The 13,074-nt window shown below is 42.1% G+C and carries 13 protein-coding genes and 2 tRNA genes; 8 read left to right on the top strand and 7 right to left on the bottom strand.

Annotated features, from left to right (window positions below):
• Position 1: 1 nt before the first annotated feature.
• The 3 genes from A7985_RS04730 (at position 2) to A7985_RS04720 (ending at position 2,727) form a co-directional block, all read left to right on the top strand.
• Positions 2-586, top strand: coding sequence for a cytochrome P460 family protein (locus A7985_RS04730; protein ID WP_081310425.1), 585 nt, complete (start codon positions 2-4; stop codon positions 584-586).
• Positions 587-913: 327 nt separating this feature from the next.
• Positions 914-1,330, top strand: coding sequence for a globin family protein (locus tag A7985_RS04725; RefSeq protein WP_065789277.1), 417 nt, complete (start codon positions 914-916; stop codon positions 1,328-1,330).
• A gap of 173 nt (positions 1,331-1,503) precedes the next feature.
• Positions 1,504-2,727 (top strand): glycoside hydrolase family 18 protein, encoded by a 1,224-nt coding sequence (locus A7985_RS04720; protein WP_065789276.1) that lies wholly within the window; start codon positions 1,504-1,506, stop codon positions 2,725-2,727.
• 89 nt (positions 2,728-2,816) lie between these two features.
• Here the strand turns inward: A7985_RS04720 and asnS are convergent, their stop codons facing one another.
• Entirely contained in the window at positions 2,817-4,214 is a 1,398-nt protein-coding gene (asnS, locus tag A7985_RS04715; protein ID WP_065789275.1) for an asparagine--tRNA ligase, read from the bottom strand.
• A 350-nt stretch (positions 4,215-4,564) separates the two neighbouring features.
• On the opposite strand from asnS, the gene A7985_RS04710 reads away from it, so the two are divergent.
• Entirely contained in the window at positions 4,565-4,999 is a 435-nt protein-coding gene (locus tag A7985_RS04710; RefSeq protein WP_065789270.1) for an ATP-binding protein, read from the top strand.
• Positions 5,000-5,030: 31 nt separating this feature from the next.
• On the opposite strand, the gene A7985_RS04705 is transcribed toward A7985_RS04710, so the two are convergent.
• On the bottom strand, positions 5,031-6,368 hold the full coding sequence (locus tag A7985_RS04705; protein WP_065789267.1) for a KamA family radical SAM protein: 1,338 nt from the start codon (positions 6,366-6,368) through the stop codon (positions 5,031-5,033).
• A gap of 210 nt (positions 6,369-6,578) precedes the next feature.
• Positions 6,579-7,868: an adenosylmethionine--8-amino-7-oxononanoate transaminase gene (gene bioA / locus A7985_RS04700; protein WP_065789265.1), complete on the bottom strand. Its 1,290-nt coding sequence runs from the start codon at positions 7,866-7,868 to the stop codon at positions 6,579-6,581.
• Positions 7,869-7,982: 114 nt separating this feature from the next.
• On the opposite strand from bioA, the gene bioB reads away from it, so the two are divergent.
• The 4 genes from bioB to bioD are packed head-to-tail and all read left to right on the top strand — an operon-like array spanning position 7,983 to position 11,586.
• A complete protein-coding gene (gene bioB / locus A7985_RS04695; protein ID WP_065789263.1) occupies positions 7,983-9,026 on the top strand; it encodes a biotin synthase BioB in 1,044 nt (347 codons plus the stop codon).
• Positions 9,027-10,160 (top strand): aminotransferase class I/II-fold pyridoxal phosphate-dependent enzyme, encoded by a 1,134-nt coding sequence (locus A7985_RS04690; protein WP_065789261.1) that lies wholly within the window; start codon positions 9,027-9,029, stop codon positions 10,158-10,160.
• Positions 10,157-10,909: a methyltransferase domain-containing protein gene (locus tag A7985_RS04685; RefSeq protein WP_065789260.1), complete on the top strand. Its 753-nt coding sequence runs from the start codon at positions 10,157-10,159 to the stop codon at positions 10,907-10,909. The genes A7985_RS04690 and A7985_RS04685 overlap by 4 nt, the downstream gene beginning before the upstream one ends.
• Positions 10,909-11,586 carry a dethiobiotin synthase gene (bioD, locus tag A7985_RS04680; RefSeq protein WP_065789258.1) on the top strand — a complete coding sequence of 226 codons (678 nt, stop codon included), beginning with the start codon at positions 10,909-10,911 and terminating at the stop codon, positions 11,584-11,586. The genes A7985_RS04685 and bioD overlap by 1 nt, the downstream gene beginning before the upstream one ends.
• 62 nt (positions 11,587-11,648) lie before the next feature.
• On the opposite strand, the gene A7985_RS04675 is transcribed toward bioD, so the two are convergent.
• The 4 genes from A7985_RS04675 to A7985_RS04660 all read right to left on the bottom strand — a co-directional run bounded on the left by A7985_RS04675 (position 11,649) and on the right by A7985_RS04660 (position 13,003).
• Positions 11,649-12,194, bottom strand: a complete 546-nt coding sequence (locus A7985_RS04675) for a 2OG-Fe(II) oxygenase (RefSeq protein WP_065789256.1) — start codon at positions 12,192-12,194, stop codon at positions 11,649-11,651.
• A gap of 165 nt (positions 12,195-12,359) precedes the next feature.
• Positions 12,360-12,692, bottom strand: a complete 333-nt coding sequence (locus tag A7985_RS04670) for a hypothetical protein (protein WP_065789255.1) — start codon at positions 12,690-12,692, stop codon at positions 12,360-12,362.
• A 146-nt stretch (positions 12,693-12,838) separates the two neighbouring features.
• Positions 12,839-12,915, bottom strand: a tRNA-Val gene (locus A7985_RS04665).
• An 11-nt stretch (positions 12,916-12,926) separates the two neighbouring features.
• A tRNA-Val gene (locus A7985_RS04660) sits at positions 12,927-13,003 on the bottom strand.
• Between the last annotated feature and the right edge of the window lie 71 nt (positions 13,004-13,074).

Here is a 13,074-nt window from a genome sequence, read left to right as displayed (position 1 = left end):
TATGAAACGTATAATGGCACTTCTTTGTATGAGTGCGCTTTTTACTGTGGACACGGCAGGTGCAGACCCATTTAAAGTTTATCCGTTTAAGATCCCAGAAAAGTATCAAGAAGCGCTCAAAGACTATCGAACCAGTTGGCATCGAGTAACGGGCTTTGAGCACTCAGGCCTTCATTGGCAGCAGTTTATTGTTGTTTTTTTGAATAAGGACGTCAGAGCATATGAAAACAATTATTTAGAGTATCTTCGATATTACCAAGACTATGATGAAGAAGAAGAGGAAGAAGAACTAGCAGACCCCAAATTTAGAATGTATAAACCGGGTACAATTGTTCTTAAAGAAAACTTCTCTTCTCAGTCTGGTGCACCACATGATGCTTTAACGATTACTATGATGTTAAAAAGGGAAAAGGGCTACTCAAAAGGGTATGGAGATTGGGAGTATGTCCAGTTCGATAAGCTGGGAAATATAATTTTGGCAGGTAAGGGAAGTGAACCCGCTATTAAGCACACTTGCTCAAATTGCCATGCGAGTATTGCAGAAAGAGATTTTATATTCGCTAACTTTTACTCTAAGAAGAAATAAAATATGATTGCAGGGTAGTGTGATTCAGCCCACTACCCAGCGATAAGGGTGAATCATCTATTTACACAGTCTACTCAATGATTATTGAGTATTGATTCTTTTGGCAACGAATAAACAGTAAATGGATTACTTTTAAATTAAGATAAGATGCTAAATCGACCACACTAATACCATTATGGGAACTTAAGCTGAATTAAGTTTATTCACTTTAAACAACCTTTTAATCTGAGCTTAATTGGTAAAATGTTTTAAATTAAGCAATTATTAGCCATGCTGTAATTTTAAGTCTAGAGTATGTTGTATGACCTATAAAGATGGGGTTCGTGCATGAGTTTATCAGCTAGACAAAAGCAATTGGTTCAGGAGAGCTTTGCAAAGGTTGAGCCTATTGCAGAACAAGCCGCGGAGATATTTTACAACACGCTTTTTCATTACGACCCGTCACTTAAAGCGCTCTTTAAGAATAGTATGAAAAGCCAAGGGCAAAAATTAATGGCCACATTAAAGGTGGCGGTTAAGTCGCTCGATGATCTAGACAGCTTGGTTCCAGTATTACATAAATTGGCCGAAAGGCACGTAAACTATGGTGTCAAAGCTTCTCATTTTACGCCTGTTGGCAATGCATTACTCTATACTTTAAAAAAGGGGCTCGGAGAAGATTGGAACCCTGAGCTAAGGCAAGCTTGGATAGAGGTGATACGTTTAGTCGCAACGGTTATGAAGAGCCACGCGTTCAAAAGTTAAACTTTATTTGGTCGTGGCTACCTTACTTAACTCGCTTTGTAGTTTGTTGCTTTTATTAGTATTAACTACCGCTTATTTTTGACTTTATACCTTTACAAAAATTCAATATAACAACCTACTCAATCATGTTATTAAAAAAGGGAAATTTATTTCTATACAACATGGAGAAGGTTATGTTTAAAAAAAGTTACTTAGCAGCAATCACGGCCCTCACATTGGGGTCTGTCAGTTTAAATGTGCTTGCGTCAGAGTCCTGTCCAAGAGTAGAAGGTTTCTATTCAACTTGGGATTATCCAGCAGGTGGTGAACTAGACGTTAAAGACCTCGCAACAGACCAGTTAACACACATCATTGTGGCTTTTGCCTACCCTCGCTCTGACGGCTCACTAGACACGACAGAAGCAGATCGTTATATCGATGATATCGTCGAGCATGCTCATGCGAATAATACAGGGGTGATGATTTCTGTTGGAGGGGCTGGTGTAGACTTTTTGTCTATGGATGCTGCTGCTAGAAGCAAGCTCGTTGACAACTTAGTTGCTTACGCTGAATTACATAACTTGGATGGGATTGATGTAGACTGGGAGGACTGGAGTACATATAACCAGCCTAACCCGGTTGAAAGCGGCTATTTATTAAATTTGGTAAAAGAGCTTAGAGAAAAATTACCACAAAATCTTGAGGTTTCTGTAGACGTGCAAGCTGGTGGCTGGTCAGGTATCAATTTCCATAAAGACTTAGACGAGTATGCCGATATTATTCGCTTTATGGCGTATGACTATACTGGCGGGTGGGGCGGCTCTCCTAAAAATCACCACGCAGCTTGGGAATACATTCATGGTGGTTTGGTAAATCCACATGAATGGAGCCAAAGTATGATCACCAAGTACGATGTATCTAAAACCAGTTTAGGTATCCCTTTTTACAATAAATCTTTTCCTTTGGTGAGTGGACCAGTTCGAACGCTTACAGCCCGAGAGATTGTAGAAACTATGGTGCAAGGAGAAGGTATTGATTACAACCAAGGCGTGCATGAGCTGGATAATTATGTTCATTTTTGGGAAACGCCTGAACTCCTAAAAACCAAAACAAATTTCGTTTCTGAGAATGGTTACCCAGGTATTTTTATCTGGGAACTACACCAAGATTCACGCGATGATGACTATAAGTTGTTAGATGTAATTGCGAGAGAGTTACCTAAGTGTCAACCATGTGCAGCCAAGTGGCAGCCGTACCCTAGCGTATATAGCACAGGGGATGTCGTGAGCTTTGAAGGTAAAAATTGGCGTGTAAATGGTGGGCCTTTGCATGGCGTCGCACCCAAAACACTGGGGCATGCACATAGGTATACTGAGCTGGGTTCATGCCAGAATTATGTCGTAAGTAATAGCCTATAATGCATTAATCTACTTTTAAAAGAGAAGCATAAAAGGATTAAAAAAGCCCCTTTAAAAAGGGGCTTTTTATATTTGAAATTTATTCCAAATTAGTAAGTTGCACTGCCTTTTGTACGCGGGAATGCGATAACGTCACGAACGTTAGCCATACCAGTTACGTATGCAACTAGACGCTCGAATCCAAGGCCAAAGCCAGAGTGAGGAACCGTACCGTATTTACGAAGGTCTCTATACCAGCTGTAATCTTCTTTATTCAAGCCCATTTCTTCTAGGCGTGCGTCCAATACGTCTAAACGCTCTTCACGCTGAGAGCCACCGATGATTTCACCAATGCCTGGTGCAACAACGTCCATTGCTGCCACTGTTTTGCCGTCTTCATTTTGACGCATGTAGAAAGCTTTGATGTCACGAGGGTAGTTTTTAATAACTACAGGTGCCTTAAAGTGCTCCTCAGCAAGGTAACGCTCGTGTTCAGATTGAAGGTCTACGCCCCATTCAACGTCAAATTCAAACTTTTTACCAGATGCTTTTAGGATGTCAATCGCATCTGTGTAGTCGACCTGAGCAAAATCTTTGTCTACAAAGTTCTCTAGTCTAGAGATCGCTTCTTTGTTGATACGCTGTGCAAAAAACTCCATGTCGTCGCGACGCTCTTCAAGTACGGCTTTAAATACATACTTAAGCATGTTTTCAGCCAGGCCTGCGATATCGTCTAAGTCTGCAAATGCCACTTCAGGCTCTACCATCCAGAACTCAGCCAAATGGCGAGATGTGTTTGAGTTTTCAGCACGGAATGTCGGGCCGAAAGTGTAAATTTTAGACATGGCACTTGCATATGTCTCACCGTTCAGCTGACCAGATACGGTTAGGAACGCTTCTTTTCCGAAAAAGTCTTCGCTGTAATCTACGTCGCCTTTCTCTGTGCGAGGCAGGTTATTCATATCAAGCGTTGATACACGGAACATTTCACCTGCACCTTCACAGTCACTTGCTGTGATGATTGGTGTGCTGATCCACATATAACCTTGCTCATGGAAAAATCTGTGAATTGCTTGCGATAAACAGTTACGAACACGGGTAACCGCACCGATTACATTGGTACGTGGACGTAGGTGAGCATGTTCACGCAAATACTCAATTGAGTGGCGCTTCGCCGCCATTGGGTACGAATCTGGGTTTTCTACCCAGCCAAGTACTTCAACTGAGTTAGCTTGAAGCTCAAAGCTTTGGCCTTTACCTTGTGATTCCACAAGGATACCAGTGACAGCGACAGAGCAACCTGCAGTAAGACGAGTGACTTCTTCATAATTATTGAGCGAATTAGGTACTACTGCTTGAATAGGGTCAAAACAAGAACCGTCGTGGACGGCAAGAAATGAAATACCCGCTTTTGAATCGCGTCGTGTACGGATCCAGCCTTTAATCGTAACTTGGCTGTCTACCGCAACGGTGCCTGCTAGTAGCTCCGTTATCGCTATGTGGCTCATCTTTACTCCAAAATGATTAATTATATAAGGGCCAATATGCCCACTTGTTTTTGTCTATATATGCACGCAGATACATATTTCAATATACCTAAATGCAAATTCTGTTGTGACTCGCTTTTGTTTAACGAAATTTCGCTTGTTTGTGTGTGAAGTCACGTAATCCGTATCTTACCCCTGATAGCTACATAAAAAAACTATCAATTTAAGGATATGCTAAAAAATTTCTTTAAATATTCACTTATTTCATGGGTTGGCGTGTTATTGACCACCTGAGAGGCTGTGCGACAGGGCTTTTTTATGGCATTATAGATAGGTTAATTAAAAAAATAGTCGGAATGAAATTTCATTAAATGAAACAAGCTTTTATTCTAAGAGGTTTACCAGGTTCAGGTAAAACACATTACGCGCATACGCTAGCAGACGAACTTGTAGCAGGCGATGAGTCTCAATACACTATCTGCTCGACAGATGACTACTTTACGGATGAAGACGGTCGTTATGAGTTCAATAAGTCGAAACTACCTCAATACCATAACTTAAACCTTGCTCGCTTTATTAATGCATTAGCACAGGGCATCCCGTTGGTGATAGCTGATAATACAAACGTTAAAAAGTGGGAGTTCATTGCCTATGTCAGTGCGGCTCAAGCGATGGGCTATCAGGTTAAAGAAGTGATTGTTGGAGAGGTTAAAGATAAATCTATGCAGCATCTGTATGCTAAACGCAATGAGCATGGCGTTGCATTAAAGACCATCAGTAAAATGGCACACATATTTGAATGGTAAAAAGCCGACTTTTAAGTCGGCTTTTTTTGAATTACATCGCTTCGTATTCTTCTTGCCAGAAGAACTTTTCCTCACCGAATGCTGGTTTTAAGTCATCTAACCAATGGGCATTCTCGTCGAATTTTGCGAAGAACGGGCGTTGCACCCATTCTGGATTTCGAGCTTGAATAAAGCGCAGCGCGAATACTTTCTCACCAGCAATTTCCGTGACACCAGAAATCTCTACTTTACCCGGGCCAGCACTCATCGAAGGTCCACGTACTGTTCTACTTACGCCAGAAACCTGCTTGTACGCGTCTCTGAATATTTCCCAAGTTTTGTGAAGTGGCAACTCAAAATAGCGTTTTGCACCCGTATCACGTTCGATAAACATGTAGTAAGGGATCATGCCCATTTGCGTTTGCTCTTTCCACATTTCTGCCCACATATTTGGATCAGTATTCAAATGGTTAAGTAGTGGGGCTTGTGTACGGATCTGTGCGCCAGTTTTACGAAGTAATTTGATGGCTTCTTTTGCTACATCTGTACGCAATTCTTGCTTGTGATTTACGTGCGCCATGATAGACACATGCTTACCGGCATCTACCAGCTCTTTTAATAGTGCAAGTAGGTCTTGTGCATCTGGGTCTGTTACATATCTGAATGGCCAGAAAGTTAACGACTTAGTACCGATACGTATAGTACGAATATGGTCAAACCTTGGCTCTTTTAGTGCCTCAAGATATTTACGCAATTTAACCGTGCGCATTACCATAGGGTCACCACCAGTCATCAGAAGATCAGTCACTTCAGTGTGCTCTTCTAAATATCGGTGTAGTAATTCTTCATCGTTGTTGTTAAAGCGTGTTGCTTTACCAACAAACTGAGCCCAGCGGAAACAGAACGTACAGTACGAGTGGCAATACTGGCCTTGAGCAGGGAAGAATAAAACGGTTTCTTTATACTTATGCTGTACACCTTCGACGTTTTCACCTTCAAATGAAGGGACGTTTTTGTCCATTTGACCTGCTGGATGTGGGTTAAGCTTTTGTCTAAGTTTAGTTGCAAGCTCAAATACTTCTTCCGGCGTATGGTCACGCTTTAATAGCGCCGCCATTTCCTCGTAAGACTCATCGTCAAGCATGCCTCGTTGGGGGAACGTGAGCTGGAATACAGGATCGTTAGGTACCTTGTCCCAGTCAATCAATTCGTCTATAACGTAATTGTTTACACGGAAAGGAAACACATTAGCAACCACCTTCATTTGAAAGCGAAGGTGCTCAGGCAGCTTGTCTAGCTGCTCAATTTTATCAATTTGACGGTGTTGATACACAGTAAAGCGAGGTGGTTGATAGGCCTCTGCCGGCTGCAATTGGACGGATTGTTGCATACTTACTACTTCTCGGCTTGCTAGTTTAAAAATAAGAGGCGTATTGTACCAAAAACTTGAAGTAAATTCAGGTACAAATCATCAAAGACCCTGAAAAAATGGTACTTTTCTTCGTATGTGCTTGGAATATATACGGACTTGAGTGAAATTTGGTCTCGCTGACGTAAGAGGGAGCAATTAGCCCAGCACATGAACTGGGCGATTGGTGGTTTAATATGCTTTCTGTTCTATTGCTTGGTAGATCCCATCACTTAACTTCTCTATTTCTTCATTTGATGTGATGTATGGAGGCATAATATAGATAAGTTTGCCAAACGGTCGGATCCACAATCCTTTTTGAATGAAGAACTTTTGAATTTTAGCAACATCGACAACTTCTTTTAACTCGACGACCCCAATAGCACCAAGGGTACGAACCTCTTTTACAGCGTCCAGCTCAGCACAGCGATGCAAGTGAGCCATAGCTTGGTTAATTCTATGTACGTTGGTGTGCCAATCGGTTTCTTCCAATAATTCAAGACTGGCAAGTGCGGTTGCACATGCTAGTGGGTTGCCCATAAAAGTGGGTCCATGCATAAGGACTTTAGCTTCACCTTGGCTGATCCCCAAAGCAACTTCTTTTGTTGTTAATGTCGCTGATAGTGTCATACAACCACCGGTGAGTGCTTTTCCTAAACACAATATATCCGGTGAAATTTGAGCATGTTCACATGCGAACATCTTACCAGTGCGACCAAAGCCAGTAGCAATTTCATCTAATATCAATAAAACACTATATTTATCGCACAATGCTCTTAATGCTTTAAGGTAGTCGGCATTGTAAAAATTCATACCGCCAGCATTTTGAACGATGGGCTCAATGATAAAAGCTGCGAGTTCTTTATGATGCGTTTCAAAAGCGCTTTCGAGTGCATCTAGTTCGGATTCTGTCGGATTATTATTAAAGCCAGAGGTGGGTGCCTCAACAAAGATGTGCTGAGGTAAAAACCCTTGATACATGCTATGCATCGAGTTGACGGGGTCGCAAACGCTCATCGCTGCAAAAGTATCGCCATGATAGCCTTTTTTGGCGGTCATTAATTTTGTTTTGTTACTTTTGCCTTGACTGAGCCAATATTGCAAAGCCATTTTTATTGCCACTTCAACACTCACAGATCCACTATCTGCCAAAAATACTTTTTGCAAAGGTGCAGGGGTTAATTCAACTAGCTTCTTACACAAATTTACCGCGGGTCCATGGGTAATGCCGCCAAACATAACGTGACTCATAGTGGCTGCTTGTTCGGTCATGGCTTTGACGAGTTTTGGGTGGTTGTAGCCATGTAAGGCGCTCCACCATGAAGCCATGCCGTCTATCAGTGACTCCCCCGTTTCTAAAAAAATCCTGTTTTTATCTGTATGCGTGACTGGGTAAACAGGAAGTGGGTCTATCATCGAGGTATAAGGATGCCAGATATGCTCTCTATCAAAATCTAAATCTATCGATTGATTATTATTCACTTGTAAACCTTTTGCTAGTCAGTGTCGTTGACAATACTAAAGCAAGAAGTAGACTAAGCCAATGACCGTCAAATTGTCTGGCGAAAAAAGAACCAGAAAAGAAGAGAATAAGTTATGGAATATGGCATCGTTCGTCACGATTGGAAACACAATGAAGTTAAAGCATTATTTGAAATGCCTTTTAACGATCTGCTTTTTCACGCTGCAAGTGTGCATCGTAAAAACTTCAAACAAAATGAAGTACAGATTTCAACATTGTTATCGATAAAAACAGGTGCTTGTCCTGAAGATTGTAAATACTGCCCACAATCTGGTCACTACAAAACTGACCTCGAAAGAGAGCGACTCATGGAAGTCGAGAAAGTCGTTAATCAGGCGAAGTTAGCAAAAGAAAAAGGCGCAACTCGCTTTTGTATGGGGGCGGCTTGGTCAGACCCTAAAGACCGTGATATGCCTTACATTGAAAAAATGGTGAAAGAAGTCAGTGCGCTTGGACTAGAAACGTGTATGACGCTTGGTAAATTAGACAATGAAAAGGCACATGCGTTAAGAGATGCTGGCCTAGATTATTACAACCATAACCTAGACACGTCTCCGGAATACTACGAACAAATCATAACAACACGTACGTATCAAGACAGACTAAATACCATTGATCATGTTCGCGATGCAGGTATGAAAGTCTGCTCAGGCGGTATTGTTGGTATGGGTGAACAAGCTGCTGACCGTTATGGTCTGTTAATGCAGTTGGCAAATTTACCTAAGCAGCCGGAAAGTGTACCAATTAATATGTTGGTGAAGGTCGCAGGTACACCTCTTGAAGATGTAGATGATTTAGATCACTTTGAATTTATTCGTACGATTGCTGTTGCACGCATTATGATGCCAGAGAGTTATGTTCGACTGTCGGCTGGACGCACCGCAATGAACGAACAAATGCAGTCGATGTGTTTCTTTGCTGGTGCTAACTCTATCTTTTATGGTGATAAACTGCTGACGACTGAGAACCCAGAAGCTGATGCAGATATGAACCTGCTTAAAAAGCTTGGCATGAAACCAGAAACGAGAGAAGACTATTCAGACGAAGCTTATGAAGCTTCTTTGAATTCAGCCATCGCTGATAAAGCGACATCTGAGTTATTCTACGAAGCAAAATAAATGGCGTTTGAATTTATAGATCAAGCGCTTGCTGCAAAGGCGCAGGACGCATTGCTGCGCCAGCGCGTTTGCATTGAAAAGGCCTCTGCAAGGCATATTCAGGTTGACGGTACTCAATATTTAAATTTTGCGAGTAACGATTATTTGGCACTTGCAGATATGCCCGTTTCTTCAAGCTTTAATCCTGGTAGTAAAAGCTCAGCGTTGGTAACTGGGTATCAAAGAACACATCGGCTGTTCGAGGCCAAGCTTTGTGACCTTTTGGGGTTTGAACGTGCAATGTTATTTGCAAGTGGTTTTGCTGCAAACTTTAGTGTGATTAGCGCTTTGTTTAATGACGCAAAAGTTGGTCAGAACAGTGCCGTTTTTCAAGATAAATTGAACCATGCAAGTCTAATTGACGGTAGTCTAAACAGCCAAGCAAAGCTTGTTCGTTTTAATCATAATGACATGGGGCACTTGCGTTCACGGCTTGAAAAAAGCAACGCCGACAACAAACTTGTTATCAGTGAAGGCATATTTTCAATGGATGGCGATGGTGCACCGTTAAACGCGCTCCAACAACTTGCCCAAATGCATAAAGCGTGGCTGATGATTGATGACGCCCATAGTTTCGGCGTATGCGGGCAAAATGGCCTTGGTTCAATAGAGAGCGGGGTAAGGCCCGATATTTTAGTCATTACATTTGGTAAAGCGATGGGGTGCCAAGGCGCAGCGGTGCTTTCTAGCAAGCGAGTTATTGAATACATGTTGCAGTGCAATCGTGAATACACCTATTCAACGGCAATTTCCCCCGCTTTGGTAGATATTGCTTCAACTCAGCTATCACGTCTATGCGACGGACATAAAGCAAGAAGTAGCCTAAAAACTAATATCGAGTTATTCAAAAAACTTGCCATAGATGCAGGCATTGCGCTTAAAGGGTCGGATAGTGCGATACAGCCAGTCATTTTAGGGGGGGCCGAGAGTACCTTGGATGCACAAAGAAAGCTTTCGAAGAAAGGTATTTGGCTAACGGCAATTAGACCACCTACCGTGCCACACAATACGTCAAGGCTGCGCGTTACACTAACTGCCGCGCACCAAAGAGAAGACATCGAATATTTGGTAAGGTGTCTGGAGGATGTGTTATGAGTGCTGCACTCAAGCTACAAGTTGCCAGTAAGTTTTCTCGTGCGTCAGCGCAATATCTGAAGCATGCAAACGTACAAAAGCGGTCAGCAGACATTCTCCTTTCGAGTATGAATAAGAAATACGGTGCAATGCTTGATCTTGGCGCTGGACCCATGCAACATCACAGTACGTTATCTGAAAAAAGCAATACCTTGGTTGCGCTGGACTTAAGCCACAGTATGCTTAGTCAAGGGCCACAAAGTGCATATAAAGTATGTGCTGATATGGATAACCTACCATTCTTAGCAAATTCATTTGATTGTATTTTTAGTAATTTTGCGATGCAGTGGAGTGGCGACTTACCTAAACTGCTAACGAAGTTACATGACGTATTAAAACTGGGGGGCAGGGCGCACCTTTCAATTGTTGTCGATGGATCTCTCAGGGAAATTGCAACGGCTTGGCAGGGGGTGGATGAGCACTGTCATGTGAACAAGTTTATTGAGTTTGAACGCCTACTGGCAGCGGCAAGGGCTGCGGGATTTAGCATCCGATCGGTTAGTAAACGGTGTTTGGTGGATATGTTTGATACGCCAAAAGCAGCAATGAAGTCTGTAAAGAACATTGGTGCAAACCAACTTAATAGCGCCGAGAATCGTAGGGGCTTGGTAGGTAAAAAAAGCTATCAAACACTATTGGATTCTTATCCTATTACCGACGGTTGCGCCCATGTAAGCTATGAAGTCGCATTTTTGGAGTTAACAAAATAATGAGTCAGTTTTTTATAACGGGTACGGATACTGAAGTTGGCAAAACTTATGTGACCAGCTTATTACTTAAATATCTTGTATCAAAAAAGAAAAAAGCGCTTGGATTTAAACCAATTGCAGCGGGGGCGGAAGAGGCCTTTGGAGAATTGGTTAACGAAGATGCGTTGACCTTGATGGAAGCAGCAAATGTCCATGGTACTTATGAGCAAATAAACCCATTTTGTTTTAAACCGCCAATTGCACCACATATTGCTGCGAGTAGGGCTGATGTACATATCTCAAAACAAGATTTAACTAATAAGCTTGCCGATGTGTCGACGCTGGGCGCTGAGTTCACCCTCGTTGAGGGGGCTGGTGGTTGGGCATTGCCAATTAATGACGATGAGTTTTTGTCGACTTGGGTTGCAGAGCAAAACCTACCTGTCATTTTGGTGGTAGGTATGAAGCTGGGCTGTTTGAATCATGCATTTTTAACGCTTCAGGCAATTGAAGCGGTTGGCGCAAAATGTGTAGGTTGGGTTGCCAATCAAATCGACCCAAATATGGCCGAATATGACGCCAACCTAGAGACACTTAAACAAAGGCTTAATTGCCCGCTACTCGCAGTAACACCATATTCCGAAGAAAAAGCTAAGATGCAAGTGCACCCAGCTTTAAACAGCTTATTAGGTGTTTAGTCTGCCGACTTAAAGTTGATAGCTGCAATCAAACAGAGCCAATGGTTTAGGTTGGTTCTGTATTAACTCCCATAAACTAGATCTGTCCTTAACACGTATTTGCGACCTGATATGACTTTTGTGCCCTGATGCCATTTATGGTGTTCAAATATAAGTGCTTTGCCAGTTTGAGGGGGTATTTCAATATTGTCTTGTCTGAACTTTGTACTGCCACCTTCATAATCTTCGTTTAAGTAGACGAGTAGTGTCATCATGGTTTGATGTCCGTCTACAAGCTGCCTACCATCTTTGTGCATGTTAAATTTCTGACCAGCGTGGTAACGGTAAAACCTAAACCGAGGCGACAGCCCAATTGGATACTTATTATCTATTTTCGGTAAATTCAGATGTTTGAGTTTTTCCCACCATATGCTTGCAAGGCTGGTTGATAGCCAATCGACACGGGCATTATTGCGAATACCCTCTATAACGACGCGTTTACTACCGATAGCTACATCCGCCGAACTGAATCCTAGCTGTTCAGCTTGTGTAATGAAATCTAGGCATTCCTGATTGTTTAAGAATGCGTTTATTGTGAGTATATTGTCGCTAAGCGTATATAAAGCCATGGAATACGTGAGGAATCTCAATCGGAAATAGATAACAATCTAACCTTAGCTAAGTTATTGGTCAACCCCGATTATATTGGGCGCTTCACAGTGAGATAGGCTGTACCTTTACAACACGTAAAGCGCGCTAGTGCATTGTCAGTTTATGGCATTTGCGTACGAAGTTTATTTGGAAGTACGTACTGAATTATATAACTCAATAAACTGCTTCATAGCGATTTTGCTTTGAGCGTCTAAGTCCTCAAGCCCCTTTAAGAACTGTATGTCACCCGATTCAATGAAGTTGGCAAGGGCAACACCAGCTGCTGTTGAAAGCAAGTCATTCATGTCACGTATATTGTTTGCAGCATCTTCGGCAGAGAGCGCCCCATTTTTTGATTGTAAAGACGTGGCTTGGTCATTTAGGTCGGCAAATAAGTTGGCGAGTCTTTCACGTTCAACAGCATGTATAAAACTTGTAATTTCGATAGCTTTGACTGTATCGTTTGGGGTAGTCATTATTTTGTTTCCTTCGCTTTTATTGGGGGATATCTAATACAAGATCTTAGCGGATTGAGCATAAAAAGGTATTACAGATTATTACTGCGCAAAGAAAATCGTGCTTTGGATTTTATAAGCAAATAAGAAATTAAAAATAGAAGAAGTGGTACAACCGAGTGGATTCGAACCACCGACCCCTACCATGTCAAGGTAGTGCTCTAACCAACTGAGCTACGGTTGTATAGAATAAATTGGTACGACCGAGTGGATTCGAACCACCGACCCCCACCATGTCAAGGTGGTGCTCTAACCAACTGAGCTACGGTCGTACTAGTGCACAGTGTTTCTGTGCAACGGCGGCTAATATATAGTGGTCTGAACTTAGGATCAAGTATCTTTG

Source organism: Pseudoalteromonas luteoviolacea (genome assembly GCF_001696455.1).
GTDB classification, from domain to species: Bacteria; Pseudomonadota; Gammaproteobacteria; order Enterobacterales; family Alteromonadaceae; genus Pseudoalteromonas; species Pseudoalteromonas luteoviolacea_C.
This window is presented reverse-complemented; position numbering and strand designations above follow the sequence as displayed.

What these genes read in the sequence shown, in the direction of transcription:
- A7985_RS04730 (WP_081310425.1), top strand. Translation starts at nt 2, where the DNA reads ATGAAACGTATAATGGCACTTCTTTGTATGAGTGCGCTTTTTACTGTG.
- A7985_RS04725 (WP_065789277.1), top strand. Translation starts at nt 914, where the DNA reads ATGAGTTTATCAGCTAGACAAAAGCAATTGGTTCAGGAGAGCTTTGCA.
- A7985_RS04720 (WP_065789276.1), top strand. Translation starts at nt 1,504, where the DNA reads ATGTTTAAAAAAAGTTACTTAGCAGCAATCACGGCCCTCACATTGGGG.
- asnS (WP_065789275.1), bottom strand. Translation starts at nt 4,214, where the DNA reads ATGAGCCACATAGCGATAACGGAGCTACTAGCAGGCACCGTTGCGGTA.
- A7985_RS04710 (WP_065789270.1), top strand. Translation starts at nt 4,565, where the DNA reads ATGAAACAAGCTTTTATTCTAAGAGGTTTACCAGGTTCAGGTAAAACA.
- A7985_RS04705 (WP_065789267.1), bottom strand. Translation starts at nt 6,368, where the DNA reads ATGCAACAATCCGTCCAATTGCAGCCGGCAGAGGCCTATCAACCACCT.
- bioB (WP_065789263.1), top strand. Translation starts at nt 7,983, where the DNA reads ATGGAATATGGCATCGTTCGTCACGATTGGAAACACAATGAAGTTAAA.
- A7985_RS04690 (WP_065789261.1), top strand. Translation starts at nt 9,027, where the DNA reads ATGGCGTTTGAATTTATAGATCAAGCGCTTGCTGCAAAGGCGCAGGAC.
- A7985_RS04685 (WP_065789260.1), top strand. Translation starts at nt 10,157, where the DNA reads ATGAGTGCTGCACTCAAGCTACAAGTTGCCAGTAAGTTTTCTCGTGCG.
- bioD (WP_065789258.1), top strand. Translation starts at nt 10,909, where the DNA reads ATGAGTCAGTTTTTTATAACGGGTACGGATACTGAAGTTGGCAAAACT.
- A7985_RS04675 (WP_065789256.1), bottom strand. Translation starts at nt 12,194, where the DNA reads ATGGCTTTATATACGCTTAGCGACAATATACTCACAATAAACGCATTC.
- A7985_RS04670 (WP_065789255.1), bottom strand. Translation starts at nt 12,692, where the DNA reads ATGACTACCCCAAACGATACAGTCAAAGCTATCGAAATTACAAGTTTT.